The sequence below is a fragment of the Hyphomonas sediminis genome, assembly GCF_019679475.1.
Taxonomy (GTDB): domain Bacteria; phylum Pseudomonadota; class Alphaproteobacteria; order Caulobacterales; family Hyphomonadaceae; genus Hyphomonas; species Hyphomonas sediminis.
In genome coordinates this window covers 1,631,369-1,647,779 of sequence record NZ_JAIEZP010000001.1, presented here as the reverse complement: position 1 = coordinate 1,647,779, position 16,411 = coordinate 1,631,369, and the positions used below count along the sequence as shown (strand labels likewise).

16 protein-coding genes are annotated in these 16,411 nt (G+C 61.3%); 7 read left to right on the top strand and 9 right to left on the bottom strand.

The window, feature by feature from the left end; all coding sequences use genetic code 11:
* Positions 1-43: 43 nt before the first annotated feature.
* The 3 genes from K1X12_RS08275 to K1X12_RS08265 are packed head-to-tail and all read left to right on the top strand — an operon-like array spanning position 44 to position 2,014.
* Positions 44-763: an alpha/beta hydrolase gene (locus tag K1X12_RS08275; RefSeq protein ID WP_220987134.1), complete on the top strand. Its 720-nt coding sequence runs from the start codon at positions 44-46 to the stop codon at positions 761-763.
* A gap of 60 nt (positions 764-823) precedes the next feature.
* Positions 824-1,303: a GNAT family N-acetyltransferase gene (locus K1X12_RS08270; RefSeq protein WP_220987133.1), complete on the top strand. Its 480-nt coding sequence runs from the start codon at positions 824-826 to the stop codon at positions 1,301-1,303.
* Positions 1,304-1,330: 27 nt separating this feature from the next.
* Positions 1,331-2,014, top strand: coding sequence for an HAD family hydrolase (locus tag K1X12_RS08265; protein WP_220987132.1), 684 nt, complete (start codon positions 1,331-1,333; stop codon positions 2,012-2,014).
* A 6-nt stretch (positions 2,015-2,020) separates the two neighbouring features.
* On the opposite strand, the gene K1X12_RS08260 is transcribed toward K1X12_RS08265, so the two are convergent.
* Together K1X12_RS08260 and K1X12_RS08255 are read right to left on the bottom strand one after the other, a co-directional pair.
* The gene (locus K1X12_RS08260) at positions 2,021-2,728 is read right to left on the bottom strand and encodes a hypothetical protein (RefSeq protein ID WP_220987131.1); all 708 of its coding nucleotides are present in this window, start codon (positions 2,726-2,728) and stop codon (positions 2,021-2,023) included.
* 61 nt (positions 2,729-2,789) lie between these two features.
* Entirely contained in the window at positions 2,790-3,917 is a 1,128-nt protein-coding gene (locus K1X12_RS08255) for an anhydro-N-acetylmuramic acid kinase (protein WP_220987130.1), read from the bottom strand.
* A gap of 51 nt (positions 3,918-3,968) precedes the next feature.
* On the opposite strand from K1X12_RS08255, the gene tyrS reads away from it, so the two are divergent.
* Positions 3,969-5,249: a tyrosine--tRNA ligase gene (gene tyrS, locus K1X12_RS08250; RefSeq protein ID WP_220987129.1), complete on the top strand. Its 1,281-nt coding sequence runs from the start codon at positions 3,969-3,971 to the stop codon at positions 5,247-5,249.
* A 55-nt stretch (positions 5,250-5,304) separates the two neighbouring features.
* Here the strand turns inward: tyrS and K1X12_RS08245 are convergent, their stop codons facing one another.
* The gene (locus K1X12_RS08245; protein WP_220987128.1) at positions 5,305-8,697 is read right to left on the bottom strand and encodes a YhdP family protein; all 3,393 of its coding nucleotides are present in this window, start codon (positions 8,695-8,697) and stop codon (positions 5,305-5,307) included.
* Positions 8,698-8,791: 94 nt separating this feature from the next.
* On the opposite strand from K1X12_RS08245, the gene K1X12_RS08240 reads away from it, so the two are divergent.
* The 3 genes from K1X12_RS08240 (at position 8,792) to K1X12_RS08230 (ending at position 11,207) form a co-directional block, all read left to right on the top strand.
* On the top strand, positions 8,792-9,265 hold the full coding sequence (locus tag K1X12_RS08240) for a peroxiredoxin (RefSeq protein ID WP_220987127.1): 474 nt from the start codon (positions 8,792-8,794) through the stop codon (positions 9,263-9,265).
* Positions 9,266-9,472: 207 nt separating this feature from the next.
* A complete protein-coding gene (locus tag K1X12_RS08235; RefSeq protein WP_220987126.1) occupies positions 9,473-10,690 on the top strand; it encodes a M23 family metallopeptidase in 1,218 nt (405 codons plus the stop codon).
* Positions 10,674-11,207 carry a bactofilin family protein gene (locus tag K1X12_RS08230; protein ID WP_220987125.1) on the top strand — a complete coding sequence of 178 codons (534 nt, stop codon included), beginning with the start codon at positions 10,674-10,676 and terminating at the stop codon, positions 11,205-11,207. Before K1X12_RS08235 ends, K1X12_RS08230 begins: the two co-directional genes overlap by 17 nt.
* 230 nt (positions 11,208-11,437) lie before the next feature.
* Here K1X12_RS08230 and K1X12_RS08225 read toward each other — a convergent pair whose 3' ends face one another.
* From K1X12_RS08225 to K1X12_RS08200, 6 genes are all read right to left on the bottom strand, one after another.
* A complete protein-coding gene (locus tag K1X12_RS08225; RefSeq protein ID WP_220987124.1) occupies positions 11,438-12,841 on the bottom strand; it encodes a tetratricopeptide repeat protein in 1,404 nt (467 codons plus the stop codon).
* A gap of 134 nt (positions 12,842-12,975) precedes the next feature.
* Positions 12,976-13,599 (bottom strand): TonB family protein, encoded by a 624-nt coding sequence (locus K1X12_RS08220; RefSeq protein ID WP_225907919.1) that lies wholly within the window; start codon positions 13,597-13,599, stop codon positions 12,976-12,978.
* Positions 13,600-13,611: 12 nt separating this feature from the next.
* Entirely contained in the window at positions 13,612-14,031 is a 420-nt protein-coding gene (locus K1X12_RS08215) for an ExbD/TolR family protein (protein WP_220987123.1), read from the bottom strand.
* A 9-nt stretch (positions 14,032-14,040) separates the two neighbouring features.
* Positions 14,041-14,457 (bottom strand): ExbD/TolR family protein, encoded by a 417-nt coding sequence (locus tag K1X12_RS08210; RefSeq protein WP_220987122.1) that lies wholly within the window; start codon positions 14,455-14,457, stop codon positions 14,041-14,043.
* Entirely contained in the window at positions 14,457-14,966 is a 510-nt protein-coding gene (locus K1X12_RS08205) for a MotA/TolQ/ExbB proton channel family protein (RefSeq protein ID WP_220987121.1), read from the bottom strand. The genes K1X12_RS08210 and K1X12_RS08205 overlap by 1 nt, the downstream gene beginning before the upstream one ends.
* A gap of 34 nt (positions 14,967-15,000) precedes the next feature.
* Positions 15,001-16,395: a MotA/TolQ/ExbB proton channel family protein gene (locus K1X12_RS08200; protein ID WP_220987120.1), complete on the bottom strand. Its 1,395-nt coding sequence runs from the start codon at positions 16,393-16,395 to the stop codon at positions 15,001-15,003.
* Positions 16,396-16,411: the final 16 nt, after the last annotated feature.

The following is a 16,411-nucleotide window of genomic DNA, read 5'->3' as shown; positions in this document are numbered from 1 at the left end:
GCCTATCTAGCCCCCCTTCTGTGGAAATAATGCCGAGGTTGCGATGGCCGAGATCATCATCCCGGGCCCCCAGGGCCGAATTGAAGCGCGCTATACCGAGCCGCCATATCCGGGCGCGCCGATCGCGCTGATCCTGCACCCCCACCCCAAAGCGGGCGGGACGATGCAGGACCCGATCACGATCATGCTCTACCAGCTGTTCGAAAAGCATGGTTTCGGCGTGCTGCGCTACAACTCCCGCGGCGTGGGCCGCAGCCAGGGCACCTATGACCAGGGCATCGGGGAACTGGAAGACGCCGCCTATGTGCTCGACTATCTGGAGAACCTTTCCGAGACGCCGCGCTATGTGTGGTGTGCCGGCTATTCCTTCGGTGCCTGGATCACGCTGCAGCTGCTGATGCGCCGCCCGGAGATCGATGGTTTCCTCGCCATCTCGCCGCCGGCCAACCATTATGACCTCTCCTTCCTTGCCCCGTGCCCGGCTTCCGGCCTGATCGTGGCAGGCGACAAGGACGCCATCGCGTCTCCTGAAGACGTGGAGCGCGCGCTGACAAAAGTGCGCGTTCAGAAAGGCCAGAAGGTCGACCGCGCGAAAGTGGTTGGCGCCAACCACTTCTATCAGGACAAGCGCGAAGAACTGATCGGCGTTTGCGAGGATTACCTGCTGCGCCGCCTGGCGGAAGCCGAGCAGGAGATGCGCAACGAAGCCGACGAGGATTCCGGCGCAGATGTCGTGGAAGACGACGAGGACTTCGAGGATTGATCCTTACCCAGACGGCCTGCCCAACCGGCGGGCCGCTTCACTTCTGCCCCAGGAATCATCATGCACAGCATCCGGTTTGCGACGCCGGCGGATACGCCCGTCATCCTGAAATTCATCCGCGCGCTGGCTGAGTATGAAAAGCTCTCGCACGAATGCCATGCCGATGAAGAGAGCCTGCGGCAACACCTTTTCGGGCCGAAGCCCTATGCCGAAGTGTTGCTGATCGAGGAAGGCGGACAGGCCCACGGCTTTGCCCTGTTCTTCCATAACTTCTCCACCTTCCTGGCCAAGCCCGGCATTTACCTGGAAGACCTGTTCGTGGACCCGGCCCAGCGCGGCAAGGGCTATGGCAAGGCGCTGCTGGTGAAGCTGGCGGAGATCACGCTGGAGCGCGGATGCGGGCGGCTGGAATGGTCCGTACTCGACTGGAACCAGCCTTCGATCGATTTCTACCTTTCCCTTGGCGCGCGGCCGATGGATGAATGGACGATCTACCGCGTGGACGGCGCCGCGCTCGACAAGCTGGGCAGCCCGGCCTAAGGCCAAGGAAAAGGAATACGCCCCCCCGTGAGCAAGATTGCGATCTTCGACCTGGACCTGACGATCACCAAGCAGGCGACCTGGACGCGCTTCCTGATTTTCGTGAATGGCGCCCGCCCCGCCTTCTGGCTGCGCTTCCTGCACATCATCGCGCAGGGCGCCGCCTACAAGATAGGCCTTGCCAGCCGGGACTCCGTCAAGGTGGTGAGCCTGCGGGCGCTGTCGCATCTTTCGCGCGAGGAACTTGAAGCCAAGTCTGCCGCCTTCATCGCCCGGGAACTGGACGGACGCCTGCGCCCCGGCGCGGTGGCGGCCATCCGCTGGCATCAGGAAAACGGCCACAGACTGGTGATTGCAACAGCCTCAGTTGATCTGGTGGCGGATGAACTTGGCCGCGCGCTCGGCTTTGACGACGTGATCGCCACACGGCTCGACTGGACGCAGGACGGCGCGTCCCGCCCGCCGCGCCTGCTGGGCAATAACTGCTATGGCGCGGAAAAGCTGCGCCGGTTTGAAGAAAGCGGAATCGTGAACCCCGGCTATGCCTACAGCGATCATATCACCGATCTGGCGATGCTGCAGATGGCCGAACATGGCATCGCGGTGAACCCATCCGCCGGCCTGCGCAAAGCCGCGCAGAAGACCGGCATGACCATCGCCGACCTCAACACGGATGACATCAGCTTCCTGACGAACGAGCCGACGAAATAGCGCTGTTCAGTTTTTCAGCGTGTAACTGCTGGCGGGATCGCCCTTCTTAAGCGCTTTTGTAAGCCGGACATGCGTTGTCACAACTCCCGTGCCGGGATCCTCCTCGCGGATTGAGTTAATTGTGACAGGCAATGCCTTACTCCAGATGAGAACCTTTTCATCTTTATACTGCCGACCTGCCTTCCGCACATATGGCGGGGCGTAGTGAGGGCTTCCAAGGGACCGCCCCTCAACAGAAAGCTTACCGAGCCTCTCTGGGGAGATTGATCCGCCTTTGAAAAACAAGGCACAATCCTTGGTACCAATATTTTCTTCATCAGCGTTCGTCTTGAAGCTCAGAAAATAGTGGTAGAACAGCTTGTCCGGATTGACCGGCGCGGAAGTGACCACCTCACCGGCGTCTCGCTTTCGATAGGCTTCTTCTGTTTTTTCTCCGAAATACGAGATGGCGATGAAGATTTGATCAGAAGCAGGCGCAGCATACACAGCCTGGTCATATGGAAGGATTCCGGGGAAAAACGCGTCCGCCTCAGCCGGAGGAAGACGCCGCCAACCTGATGCGTCTAGCGCGGCCTGAACTGGCGCAGCCGACGCCTCATGGCGGATACAGATGTCCTGAAAATACTGAGCGGGATCAGCGCTACTATCGGCGGCCTGCCCGTGAGCGAAACCGGCGAACAAGACCGCAATTGCTGCGTGAAAGACGACCTTCATCCCGCTCACCTCAAGGATTGGCAGCACAGGTGCCAGCAACCTAAGCGGGAGAGACCTCAAGTCAACCGAGCAATTCCCCGCCGCGATGGGGCGCGGGGACGCCGGTTGTGCCGGGCCAGCTGAGTGGCAGGCCGCGCGCTGTGCGGATGGCGAGGAGGGCGAAGGCTTCTGCCTCGATGGAATCGCCGCGCCAGCCGGCCTCTTCTGCTGACAGGACTTCGCAGGGAAGCTGGCGGCGGAGCGCCGCCATGAAGGACGGATTGTGCCGGCCGCCGCCACAGGCGATGAGCCGGGCCGGAACCTCCGGGAGCTGACGGATACCGGCGGCGACGGCGGCAGCGGAAAACTCCGTCAGCGTTGCGGCGCCATCTTCCAGGCTGAGACCATCGGCCATGGCAGCGTTGAAATCATAACGGTCGAGCGATTTGGGCGGAGCTTCGGCGAACCAGCCATGTGTAAGCAGACGGGCGAGGCGGGCGGTGTCCACCTTTCCGGCAGCGGCCAGCGCGCCGCCGGCATCATGCGTGCCGTGGCCATGGCGCTCGACCCATTCATCAATGGGGCCATTGGCGGGGCCGGTATCGAAGGCGATGAGGGTACCATCAGCGGTGCGGGCGGTGATGTTGGCCACCCCGCCGAGATTGAGCACGACGGCGGGCTCGCCGCCGAGGCGGCGCATCAGGGCCGCGTGATAGGCAGGGGCGAGCGGCGCGCCCTGCCCGCCGGCGGCAACATCGGCGGAGCGGAAATCGTAAGCGAGCGGCACGCCGAGGGCGGCCTGCATGGCCGGCGCGTCGATCAGCTGGAGCGTGGCGCCGGGCTCAGCGGGGCGCGCGCGCCGGTGGAGCACGGTTTGCCCATGGACCCCGGCGAGGACGGGACGCGGGGCGCCCGCCTGCCCGGTCATCATCGCCCAGGCGTCGCTATGGGTTTTCGTGATGGTTTCGCAGGCGGCGGCGAAAAGCGCCTCCGGGCGCGGGCCTTGCCAATTCCAGGCGCGGGCGGCGTCAGTGGCCGCCTGCAGGACGGCGCGTTCCTCAGCGGTGTATTTGCGCTCGGCGACGGGGCCGAATTCGAGCACTTCCTCGCCATCTGTGAGGATCATGGCGGCATCGACAGCGTCCAGCGAGGTGCCCGACATGAAGCCTGCGACCCAGACGGGGCCTGAATTTGCAACAGCGGTGTTCAAGGCTGGCCCTTTCTATGTTAGGCGCGCGCATCTCATCGGAGACACGAGAACATGAGCGAATACAAGTCGGAATTCCTGCGCGAGCTCAGCTGGCGCGGCTTCATCAAGGACACGACTCACAAAGCTGAGCTCGATGCCTATTGCAGCACGGGAACGCCGGTCGCTTATGTGGGCTATGACGCCACGGCAGACAGCCTGCACGTTGGCCACCTGATGACCATCATGATGCTGCGGATTTTCCAGCGCCATGGCGGCAAGCCGATTGCCCTGATGGGCGGGGGCACCACGAAAGTGGGCGACCCGACGGACAAGGAAAAGTCGCGTCCGCTGCTGACCGATGAACAGATCAACGCCAACATTGCGGGCATCAAGACCGCGTTCGAACCGTTCCTGCGCTTTGGCGACGGGGCCAATGACGCCATCATGGTCAACAACAATGATTGGCTGGGCGAGCTTGGCTATCTTGAGATGCTGCGCGCCATCGGCGTCTACTTCACCATCAACACGATGGTGAAACAGGACACCGTGCGCCGCCGGCTTGAGGCCGAGCAGCCCTACACCTTCCTCGAGTTCAACTATTTGCTGATGCAGTCCTACGACTTCCTTGAGTTGTTCCGCCGTTACGGTTGCCGGATGCAGCTGGGCGGATCGGACCAGTGGGGCAATATCGTGGGCGGCGTGGACCTCGTTCACAAGGCCGAAAGCGGGGAAGCCTTCGGCGTGACCGCGCACCTCGTTACCACTTCTTCCGGCGTGAAGATGGGCAAGACGGTGGGCGGGGCTGTGTGGCTGAACGCCGACCGCAAGAGCCCGTATGAATACTGGCAGTTCTGGCGCAACACCGAGGACGCCGATGTGGGCAAGTTCCTGCGCCTCTTCACCGACCTCGGCCAGCAAGAGATCGAAGCGCTGGAAGCCCTTGAAGGCGCGCAGATCAACGACGCGAAGATCGCGCTGGCCAATGCGGCGACGACCCTGCTGCATGGCGAAGCGGCGGCGAAGGAAGCTGAAGCCGCGGCGAAGGCCGCATTCTCTGGTAAAGGCTCTTTGGAAAACCTTCCTGTCTTCGAATTGTCAGAAGATACCGTCGAACTCGCAAAGGGCGAATACAAATACGCGCGATCAACAATTGCGATTCTAAGAGCCTCCGGATTGGTAAAATCAAACGGGGAAGCTCGAAAAAAAATCCAAGAAGGCGCTGTCTATATCAATGATGAAAACATCAAGGAAAGCAGGTTTCACCCATACCAAGAAGTCCTGCCAGACGTTGGCGCCTTCAAAGTAAAACTTGGGAAACGGATAGTTCTTGTGAAACCGGTAGATACGCCCTGATTGTTTGAAAGTGTCATTGGGTTTTAAAGGTCTGCTCCAAGACCGAGGCAGACCTTTAGAACGTCTCTTCCTTGAGGGGAGGCAGTTCTGGCGGGATGGGCTCGTCTGCGCTGCGGGGCTTCGCTTCCGGGATCTTGGTATCTGACGGGTTTTCGAAGATGCGCCGGATAACGCCGGGGGCGAGCGCCGAGAGCGGGTTTACCGAGACGTTGGCCTTTTCGAGCGTGCCGCGCACGCTGTAGGTCAGCGAGAAGATGCCTTCGCCGTCCCGCCCGACAACGAGATCTCCGATGATCGGTATTCCTCCGAGGGCGGAGTTCATGCCGAAGCTCGGCACCAGCACGCCGTCAATCTCGATCGCCTGCGTGGTCATGTCGACGAAGCCATTGGCCGTGAGGCCGAGCGCGGGGCCCTGCGCCTTGGCGCCGGTGACGATATAGCGCCCGCCCTGAACTTTCATCGGAATGTCGATGCGGGAAAACATGACGCCTTCGCCGCTGAGCGTATCGGCAAGGCCGCGCAGGGAGGCGAGCGAGAGGATCTGCGTCAGGAAGGGCGCATTGCTCATCCGCGCATTGGTCACCTGCAGGTTCAGCTCAGCCGGGGCGGACTTCGTTTGCAGCGCGCCGGAGAGGACCAACTCTCCGCCCGTGATGAAATCTGCGCCGAGGAAGGCGCTGCCCATGAAGCCGGCATCACCGGACACGACATCGATCCGCATGGGACCTATGCCATCTGCCGTCAGCTTGGCACTGAGCGGCGCGCCGCCGAGGGAGGTTCCGCTAGCTTCCAGAGACTGCAGGCCGCGCGTGCCGGTGACGGCGAGCAGCTGCGCCTTGCGCATGTCGAGGCCGGTGCGCAGGGTGAGCCGGTCCACCGATGCGGTGACCGTCAGCGGCGTACCCTCCTGGGGGTCTTCGCCAGCGGCGCCGGCGAGGCCGCCGAGCCCTTCCACGAGGCTGGAAATATCGAGATATTTTCCGCTGAGTGAAATCGTCAGCCTGTCGCCCGGCCCGCGCTGCACTGCGCCGCCGACCTCGGCCACATTGCGGAAGAAGGCTTCGCGCAGGTCTGCGGAGATCAGCTTGGAATCTGCACCCAGTGTGAAATCCCCATCGAGGCGCGCGGTGGGGCTGACGAACTTCACGCGCGAGGCCGTCTGGCCATCTTTCTGCGAATACTGCACGTCTGCGCGGGCTGCCTCACCGGCGGGTTTCACCCAGCCGATCTCCGACACATCGAGCCGCGCGCCCGTCAAATCGACACTGACATTGGAATCGACCAGCGTTTCCCCATCAAGGCTGGCTTTGACATCAATCGGCGCTTCGCCGGTCATATAGGCGCGGCCGGGAATGCCGAACCTGTTGAGGAAGTCCGCCGAGACGGTGCCTGAAGCGGTAAGGTCTGCCGGGACACCTTCATCGGTGAAGCCTTCATACCAGCGGAAAGTGACCGGGGACGGGCCAAGGCGCGCCTCGCCGGTCAGCAGAGCGCCGAGCTGGTCCACCTTCACATCCATCGTGCCGCCAGTGAGATCATAACCGAAGGCAGCGCCTGTCAGCCCGGCCTGACGCACCGTGCCGATGGCCGAGAAACGAACATCTTCATACGGCACATCATTCAGCGCGGGACGAAACATCTCAAAGGTGAGATCACCGGCCCCGGACATGCGCGCGGGATCGAACTCGATCTCGAGCCGCGAATCGACCAGCGCCTTCATGATGTTGCGCGCCGGCCCCCGCCCCTTTGCGAAGACACGGAAGTCCTCACCGCGTGGATTGAAGGCGGGAAAATCAACCAGCCCTTCGCTGAGCGTCCAGCCAGCGAAGCTGCCTTTGCTCATCTGCACGCGAAAGCTGTTGCCGGTGAGGCGGCCTTCGCCAAACCCGTCGGTGACGGGCGGCAGGTCATCGAGGAACTGCACTGCGCCGTCTTCCACGCGGAAGGTCAGCTCCAGATGGTCGTCTTTCAGGTAGCCATTGACGAAACTATCCCGCTGGATCCGGATCTTGCCGGCGATATCGAACACGGTGCCGGATTTGACGCGCTGTTCGGCAAACGAGCGCGCGCCTTCGCCCAGCTTCACCGGCCAAAAGGCCAGAACGGTTTCCAGCTGCACCGGGCCGCCGACAGCCAGTTCCAGCTGACCAAGCACCGGGGGCTCTCCCGCTTGCCGGTCCGGCGTGAGCGCAACTTCGCCTTTGGCATCGAACCTGGCGCCACCTGAAACGAACGCCGCTGTTACCGCACGCACTGCGAGCGCATCCATATCGGCCTCGCCCTTGAAGTTGACGCTGGCAAGATCGACCGGCGCGGCGAGCATGGGTGTCAGATCGAGCGACAGCGCGGGGCTTTGCAGACTGAAAGGCCGGAACCCGGTTCCCGTCAGGGCCTGCTCCATCAGAATATCGGCCGTGCCTTTGACCGGGCCAGCGCCGCGGGACGACGCCTTGAGCTTCAGCGTATCTTCCAGACGGTGATACACCAGCGAGAGGTCAAGATCTCGCACCGGCCAGAGCTGGTCTGCGAAGGAAATCTGTCCCTCGCCTGCCTTCGCCATGAGGGAGACTTCGTCAATGCCGGTCGCTTCGGAAAAATCTGCGGCGAGGCGAATGTCCGAGGCCAGACCATCTGTCAGGTCCCGGTTCAGACCGAGGCGCGCCCCAAATTCGCCGAGCGGCCAGTTTGAAAGCGTAAGTTCCGTGCGGAGCGTCCTGCCCGCTTCCTCGCTTCCGATCGCGAGGGCGATGCCGCCGGGCAGCCCTTCGCCGAGCCCCGAACCGCTGAAGCTGAGCGACATGCCGGCGGGCGCAAGCTCCAGCCGGCCGCTGGCGTTTTGCACAGTACCGATGACGACGCGGTTCTGGTCGCGCACGCGCAACTCGATTTCCTGAAAACCGGCCGCTTCCAGCCGCATGCCTTCGCGCGCCTCGCGGACGGCGCGCAGCCATTCAGGCAACACCTTGCCGACATAATCGATCCAGCCCTGCGCGGTTTCCGGCAGCTTCGATTGCCTGAACTCAGGCAGAGGGTCGCCCGCGATAGCCCATTGCATGGGCGAAAGCTGATCGATCGCGATCCAGCCATCGGAGAGATCCATGGCAAGCACTTCGACATCGCCGAAGACCAGCGCGGAGCCCGAAAGCTGGATCACCGCATTGCGCGCTTCGGCAGCCGGACGGCTGGCCGGATCCATCAGGCGAATATTCTGAGCCGATATCTGAACGCGGCGATTCTGCGGCGACCATTCCAGCTGCAGAGAACCGATGGAGACTGCGCGCCCATCACGCGCTTCGGCGATGGCCTCTTCGACATCAGCGCGGAATGGGCCGAGATCGATAGGCCCCGAGGCAAGCCGCAGCATGAGCACCGCAACGGCCACGAAGGCCAGCAGAATCAATCCGCCGATAATTTCGAAAACCACGATGGAAGCGGTCTGGCGGACCAAAAGCGGGCTCCTCAGGAATGACTTATCTGCCGCAGGTCCACTGGCAGAATAAAACTATAAACTTCATGAACTTCAGGCACCATAGGAGCATTACATGACCGCTGGATTGCAGGAAGGGCGCAAAGCCCCCGCTTTCACCCTGGAAACAACCGCCGGAAAACGCCGCCTTGCCGACTATGCCGGCCAGTATCTGGTGCTGTATTTCTATCCCAAGGACGACACGCCCGGATGCACCCAGGAAGCGCTGGACTTTACCGCACATGCGAAAGCCTTCGAGAAGGCCGGCGCCGTGGTGCTGGGGGTGTCTCGTGATACGCTGGCAAAACATGAGAAGTTTGCGGCCAAGCATGGCCTGACGGTCCAGCTGGGCAGCGACGAAGACGGCAAGGTTTCCGACGCATATGGCACCTGGGGCGAAAAAACCCTGTACGGACGGACCTATATGGGCATGAACCGGGTAACCCTTCTCATCGGACCGGACGGAAAAATCATCCGTGTGTGGCCTAAAGTGAAAGTGAAAGGCCACGCGCAAGAGGTGCTGGAAGAGATTAATTCCAGGAAAGGTTAATCGCCTTCTGCAGCTGCAGCATTTGCAGCAGTTGCCTCGGTTAAGAGCAGATTTACCCAATCATGCTAACATTGCCTAAAAATATGCTTGGAAGGGGTTTCGCCCCCCCGCGAATTGGGTATGTATGTTTGCGGGGTATGGGAGCGCTGCGGATGTGTTATTCCGCGCGGATATCATGACAAAGTTTCCAGCCGACGGGTAGCTTGCATGGCGAAGTGGAGTGCAAACCTGAAAGCGACGTTCGATCGCGCTTTCCCGGAACGCCAAATATATCACCGTAGCGGTGGCACAGTCCGCTATATTTCTATCTCTCCCTGGCAGCAGGCCATGATGGCAGCAGGCGTTACCGCCATTGCCGGATGGACCATGTTTGCCACGGCGAACTTCGTTCTCGGTGGCGCGCCTGGCACCATCGAAGGCGGCGAAGGCAAGGAACTGGCCAAATACGAACGCTGGGTTCAGGATCTGCGCGCCCGCGAGTCCCTGCAACGCACCCTGCTGGAAGAACGCTCCAAGGAAACGGCCGAGCTTGAACAGAAGCAGCGCGCCCTTGAGGACCTCCTCAATGAAATGCGCGATGAAGATGGCCTGAAGCTTTCGGCGCTGGAAGGCGATGGCGCGGCCCTGCTGATTGAGGCAACCATCGAGGAAGCCGACCGCCGCCAGTCCCGCGACGCATACCTGACGCTGGCATCTGCCGGTGTGCCGGCCGCCCGGGGCACGCCGAAGGCCATCGAGTCTGACATGAACCTCCTGTTCAATCAGATGGAAGATCTGGCCGCCGAACGCGCCGAGCGCGCGCGCGGGGTTCTGGAACTGACACAGGTTGCTACCGGCGACCGGATTGCCGCGCCTGAAAGCGGCGTGGGTGGCCCGCTCGTCTCACTCGGCGCGCTGACCTCGTCTTCTTCCGAGCCTGTGATTGGCGGCGACGTGTCCTTCATGACGCGCCTCGCCCAGGCCCGCGCCCGCATCGCGGAAATGAAACATTACGAGCGGATCGTGAAAGACCTGCCTCTCGGCAAACCGGTCAGCGTTCCGTTTCGCTATACAAGCCCCTACGGCATTCGTGTCGACCCCTTCACCAAGCGGCCAGCCGCCCACTGGGGGGTGGACTTTGCCGCCTATCGTGACGCTCCGATCGTGGCTTCCGGCCCTGGCACGGTGACCCATGCGGGCCCCCGTGGCGGGTATGGCGTCCTGGTCGAGATCGATCATGGCCATGGCTTCAAATCCCGCTACGGCCACCTTCGTTCCTATACGGTCAAGAAGGGCGATATCGTCAAAGTAGGGGACCTGGTCGGGCGCATGGGTTCTACGGGGCGCAGTACCGGGGATCACCTTCACTTCGAAGTGTGGTATAATGACAAGCCATATGACCCAATGAAGTTCCTGAAAGCAGGCAAACATGTTCACAAAGAATAACAAGACTCCGGCGGCTCCACCGCCTGAACCGCCGCAGAAGCCGGTGCCCGCCCAGGATGCCATTCGTGGCGCAGCCTCCAAACCGCTCGCCCGTGCAGCCTCGATCATCTGCGCTGACATGAAGATCAATGGCTCCGTGACCTCCGAGGGCGCATTGCAGATCGACGGTATCGTCGATGGCGACGTTTCCGCGACGGACATCACCATCGGCGCCAGCGGCCAGATCACCGGCGAAGTGAAAGCCGAAGTCGTGAAGGTCAAAGGACGGATCAAAGGGTCGATCCGCGCCCGTAAGGTCGAGCTGGAAACCGGCGCCCATGTGAAGGGCGACATCGTGCACTCTTCGCTGCAGATCCAGTCGAACGCCGTGTTTGAAGGCCAGGTGAAGCATGCGGATGATCCGCTGCGCGAAACCGGCCCCGTTGCCGCCGGAACATCGGCCAATGAGAGCAAGCCCTCGGTGGCCAGCACCTCGCCCGGCCCTTACAGCATCTCCAGCTCCTCGCCGCCGAGCTAAACGCGGCGTGACAGCAAGTTTTCCGGAAGCGCCGGCAGGCTTTACCTGCCGGCGTTTTCTTTTGGGCGCCCAGGAGGAAAGGCTTTCCACGGGCTATCGCTTTCGGGATACCCGCTGGCACAAAGCAAGCCGCAACCACAACGCAAAAGCCCCGGACCAGAGGTCCGGGGCTTTCAGGTTAGGTAAGCTGCCTTGGCGGCCTGCTCAGCCCACTGACCTGTTTTTACAGATCAGACCGGCTGGGCAGCGCGTTTGCACTCGGCCGTTTCGTTGAACTTCGCTTCTGCAGCCTGCAGACGCGGTTCGATCGTTTTGCAGCCTTCCGGCATGGCGTCGCCCAGGGCCTGAAGCTTCTTACAGATCTTCTGCTCGTTCTGGACGTTCAGCAGGGCAGACTGAACTTCGAAGCAAACCAGCGCGTCGCGGGTGTACTCTTCGGAGTCCATGAAGGCGAGCCAGCCGCGGGAACCCGCATTGTTGGCCTGACGGAACGCTTCCTTGGCTCCGGAACGGTCGCCACGCTCATAGCGAGACTGGCCAATCCGAACCCAGGCGTTGCCGCGATCCTTCACGCCGCCCATTTGCAGGGCTTTCTGAAGCGCTTCTTCGGTTTCTGCCCATTTCTGCAGCTCGCTGTAAGATGCGCCGAGGCGCTCATACATCGCGCCACCACCGCCCATTTCAGCAGCCTGGCGGATCACCGGGATTGCCTTCTCATGCTCACGGGCGACCTGGTAGAAGTCGGCCAGAAGGGACATACGCTCAACCGTCTTCTTGACACGGCCGGCATTCATTTCCTTCTCGAGCACGCGAGCCGCATGATAGGGCGCGTTGAAGCGGTTGTAGAAGTTCACAATGCGCATGATTTCATCTTCAGTGGTCAGAAGACCGCCGAGATACATGGCTTTCTGGACTTCGAACGCCTTGCGCTCTTCGTTGGCGGCAAAGTAGTTGCCGGCAATCGCGTCCCAATACTTGCGCTCCTGCGGCTTGCGCTCCACGAGGACTTCCAGAATTTCGGCGAGCTTCGCCTTGTTGCCGGTGTCGTTGTAGAGGAAGACGAGCAGATCGTAGAGCTGCTGGTCAAACTTCGAACCATCGTCGCGGCGAACTTCCTCGGCCCATTTGACGGCCTCGGTCATGTTGTCCGCACGCTGGTAAAGCACCGCCAGCTGCCACTTCTGCGTCCGGTCCGGCTTGCCGCCAGCCTGCATCCAGCGCTTCATGTAATCGAGCGCCTGCGGCAGGTTTTCGTCCTGCAGGTAGATCTGCGCAATATTGTAGTAGGTCTGGGCTTTCTGATCTTCAGGAATGTAGCCCTTGTTGACCGCATCAAGAAGGTCGCGGATGGCGCCTGCGCGGTCACCCTGCTCGATCTTGATATAGGCCGAAAGACGGATCACGGCGCCTTCTTCGTAGCAGTTCAGCTCGCCCTGGCGGAGCTGGTTCAGCTTCGTGATTGCGGTGTTCCAATCCTTGTTCTGCATCGCTGCGGTTTCAGCATCAAGATAGGTCTGGCCCGTCTTGGCGCTGAAGGTGGTCTCCGTACAGGCCTGCGCAAGCGCAGATCCTGCACCCACGATTGCCATCGCCCCCGCTACGATCGCCCCTTTAAGGATTGCCTTGAGTTGCATCGTTTTTTCTCCTCACCGCAAAGCGGCATACTGGACCTGATGGATCGCCGGCCGGCCCCTGAGCCCTTACCGGCAACTCCGTCGAAGGGGCTGATGGCCGCTGCCGAAACAGCAGCCATCACCCGATGGGGGCCCTACTGGATTTTGAATTCCAGCGGGTAGACAACGTTCCGGCGTTCAACCGCCTGGCCACGCACGATCTTCGGCGCAAACTCCACGCGCGACACGGCGCGTTCAGCTTCCGACTTGAAGACGTTGTCCGTGCAGGTCGCCACGATGTTGTACGGCTTGCCGCGGGTATCCACGTCAAAGCGTACATCGCAGCTGCCCGACAGGCCACGCTCCGCAGCGCGCTGCGGGAACGACGGTGCCGGCGGACGGATCGGCTGAGCGTCACGGTCAGAGACGGCCACCGGATCAATTGCCAGCGAGTTCATGCGACCAAGATCAAGGTTCTGCGGAACACCGCCCTCGATCTTCGGCGTCGGCAGGTTGATGCTCGACTTGGTGGCCGACTGTTTCGGCGGCGGCGGCGGCTTCTGTGCGGAATCGATCCGCTTGGGCTGGCTCCGCTGGCGCGTACGCACCTCGGAGTCCTGCTTCTGCGGCGTGATCGCTGCGAGAGTCCGTGTTTCGCCTTCGGACAGTTCAATCTCGTCAACCGAGATCAGCCAGTTCATCAGGAAGAAGATCGCGAGCACAATCGGGATGGCGATGACAATACCAACCAGAAACCGGATCAGTGGATTATTCATCATGTGAGATACTCCCTAACCCGTGGTTTTCGCGGAGATCTTGATGACAGTGTCACCGTCGATCTTATTGATGGCTTCCATTACGTCAACCATAACTTGAGCTTCGGCATCGACATCCGTCTGGATAACGACCTCGCCACGAGGGTTGTCCAAACGCATTTCCTTGATGACGAACCCGATTTCATCGGGGCTCACAAGTTTCTTGTCGACGTAAATCTCGCTGTTCTCATTGATCGCGATCAGGATGGCCAGCGGCTTTGCGTCCGCCTTGTTCTCAACGTCCGGGCGCACGATGGGTACGCCAGGCTCTTTGATGAACTGTGCCGTCACGATGAAAAAGATGAGCAGAATGAACACGACGTCCAGCATTGGCGTCAGGTTCACATCATCCTCAGCGCCGCCCCCAGCCGCTGCCAGGCGTTTCTTTCTAGCCATGCGGTCCTCCTAGGTTTGCGAAATGACGATGTTAACGCGGTCAGTGAAGCCCGCATTGTACGCTTCGTCCCGGATCTTCACCACGACACCGCTACGGGTCTTCGGGTGAGCCTGGATTACAAGCGCACTTTGTGGGCTTTCTGCGACCACGCGCTCAATATTAGCACGCACCGACCCGATATCCGTCACGCGACCGTTCACAGTGATGAGATTGGACTCATCAATGTAGATCAGGATCGCAGGAACCGGAGGCTGGTCTGGCTGGTCAACCGGCGGCGGGGGCGGCGGCGGCTCGAGGCCAATCGCTTGCTCACGCGCGAAGGTCGACGTCACGATGAAGAAGATGAGGAGAATGAAGACGACGTCCAGCATGGGCGTCAGGTCGACATTGGCCTCGTCGGGAGCTCTTGCACTACGTCCACGCATCAGCCGATCTCCATCTCATCTTCAACCGCCTGCACGGCACGGCTCACACGACGGTCCATGCCCGAAGTGAAGAGAATGCCAGACAGAGAGGCGACCATGCCAGCCATGGTCGGGATGGTGGCGCGCGACACACCGGCCGACATGGCCTTCGCATCTGCACCGGAGGTGATGGCCATAATATCGAACACGGCCACCATGCCCGTAACTGTGCCCAGCAGGCCCAGCAATGGCGCAAGGGCCACCATTGCTTTGGTCAACTGAACATTCGCTTCCGCCTTGGCGCGCACTTCGGACACGAGCTTGTCGCGGATCCAGTGGGCCGGCACGGACTTACGGTCCGCGCGGGCATTCCACTGTGCGATCGCGTCTGCTGCCACGTGCTTGTGGGCGATGCGGAAGTAGAACAGCCGTTCCAGGATCAGTGCCCACATCAGGAATGTGGCGAACATGATGACGATCAGAACCGGACCGCCACGATCAAGGAAGGCTTGCAGGTCTTGGAAACCCATACCGGGTTACTCCTCGAGCGCTAGAGGGGCGGGCTTATGCCCGGCCCCCGTGTGCGGCTTCCATCTTCTCGGCGACGAGACCAGCGGCCTGTTCGTCGAGCAGCTGTTGGTTGCCACGAGCCATTGCCGAAACCACAGCGTGGATCAGGAGCAGCGGGATAGCAGCAACAAGACCGAACACTGTCGTCATGAGAGCGACGGAGATACCGCCAGCCATCAGTTTCGGATCGCCGGCACCGTAGATGGTGATGGCGGTGAAGGTGATGATCATACCGATAACGGTACCGAGCAGACCCATCAGCGGAGCGATAGCGGCCAGAACCTTGATGATGTCGTTGAAGCGCTCAATGCGGGGGCTTTCGCGCAGGATCTGCTCGTCAAGCTTCAGCTCGAGGGTTTCAACGTCAGCATTGCGGTTGTTCTCGTAGACTTCGAACACGCGAGCCAACGGGTTGCTGGTGCCAGCCTGGCGAGTTTTCGCCGTGCCGCGCATCGCGCCGCCCATGGTGAAGAGCGTGAAGATCTTGAAGAGACCGATCAGGATACCGATGATGGCGAGGAACGCGATCACAGCACCAACAGCGCCGCCTTGGGCAAGACGATCAGCGAAGCTCGGCAGGTCGCCGAGGATGCCGAAGAGGTTACCCTTGGACGGGTCAACCGGAGCTTTGACCAGTTGGCCTTCACCTGCGCGCACCAGCGAACCGATCGACGAAGCGAACGGGCCAGCAGGCTGGGTCGTGAATGCCTGGAGGAAGGTGTCGGAACCCGAGCCGCGAACTTCAACGAACTTGCGGTCGTTGGTGGTTGCTGCGGTGAAGACGCCGATACGGATCAGTTCTGCTTCAGCGTTCGAGCCGTCCGGACCAATGCCGTTGACCGTTGCGGTGAAGGTTTTGACTTCCGACTGGGCGATCATTTCCTGCAGCATCGCCTTGGGCAGACGCTCCAGCTGGGCGCGGGTCGGCAGAACGCGGGCTTCGGCGATCTCAGCGATGCCTTCCACGCGGTCTTTATAGTCGAAGTTGGCGACCGAGTTGGCGATTTCCGGCATCGTTGCGCCGGCTGCCGAACGGAACTGACCGAGCAGCTCCTGGAAGTCGCCGGCGAGGTTGGACACCTGGCCTTCGAGATCGCCGAGCGTGGCTTCGTTCGCGTTGAACTCAGCGGAGAGCTGGTTGGCGCGGCCTTCAGCAGCAGCCAGAGCGCCGCGGGCTTCAGACATGCGAGCCGACTGGCTGGCGGTGTCGGCCTGGAACTCTTTCAGGCGAGCAGCGTCAGCGGACGACATTTGCTCGGAGTCGCGCTTAACGGCCGCGAGCACATCGGAGAGAGACTGGGACAGAGCCGGCTGAGCAGCCAGCAGCGAGGCCGAACCGATAAGGAGCGACGCGCCCAGAGCCTTCAGAGGGGTTTTGATCTTGAACATACTTGTGAACCTTATT

What these genes read in the sequence shown, in the direction of transcription:
- K1X12_RS08235 (WP_220987126.1), top strand. Translation starts at nt 9,473, where the DNA reads ATGGCGAAGTGGAGTGCAAACCTGAAAGCGACGTTCGATCGCGCTTTC.
- K1X12_RS08220 (WP_225907919.1), bottom strand. Translation starts at nt 13,599, where the DNA reads ATGATGAATAATCCACTGATCCGGTTTCTGGTTGGTATTGTCATCGCC.
- K1X12_RS08260 (WP_220987131.1), bottom strand. Translation starts at nt 2,728, where the DNA reads ATGAAGGTCGTCTTTCACGCAGCAATTGCGGTCTTGTTCGCCGGTTTC.
- K1X12_RS08200 (WP_220987120.1), bottom strand. Translation starts at nt 16,395, where the DNA reads ATGTTCAAGATCAAAACCCCTCTGAAGGCTCTGGGCGCGTCGCTCCTT.
- K1X12_RS08210 (WP_220987122.1), bottom strand. Translation starts at nt 14,457, where the DNA reads ATGCGTGGACGTAGTGCAAGAGCTCCCGACGAGGCCAATGTCGACCTG.
- K1X12_RS08275 (WP_220987134.1), top strand. Translation starts at nt 44, where the DNA reads ATGGCCGAGATCATCATCCCGGGCCCCCAGGGCCGAATTGAAGCGCGC.
- K1X12_RS08270 (WP_220987133.1), top strand. Translation starts at nt 824, where the DNA reads ATGCACAGCATCCGGTTTGCGACGCCGGCGGATACGCCCGTCATCCTG.
- tyrS (WP_220987129.1), top strand. Translation starts at nt 3,969, where the DNA reads ATGAGCGAATACAAGTCGGAATTCCTGCGCGAGCTCAGCTGGCGCGGC.
- K1X12_RS08215 (WP_220987123.1), bottom strand. Translation starts at nt 14,031, where the DNA reads ATGGCTAGAAAGAAACGCCTGGCAGCGGCTGGGGGCGGCGCTGAGGAT.
- K1X12_RS08240 (WP_220987127.1), top strand. Translation starts at nt 8,792, where the DNA reads ATGACCGCTGGATTGCAGGAAGGGCGCAAAGCCCCCGCTTTCACCCTG.
- K1X12_RS08205 (WP_220987121.1), bottom strand. Translation starts at nt 14,966, where the DNA reads ATGGGTTTCCAAGACCTGCAAGCCTTCCTTGATCGTGGCGGTCCGGTT.
- K1X12_RS08230 (WP_220987125.1), top strand. Translation starts at nt 10,674, where the DNA reads ATGTTCACAAAGAATAACAAGACTCCGGCGGCTCCACCGCCTGAACCG.
- K1X12_RS08225 (WP_220987124.1), bottom strand. Translation starts at nt 12,841, where the DNA reads ATGCAACTCAAGGCAATCCTTAAAGGGGCGATCGTAGCGGGGGCGATG.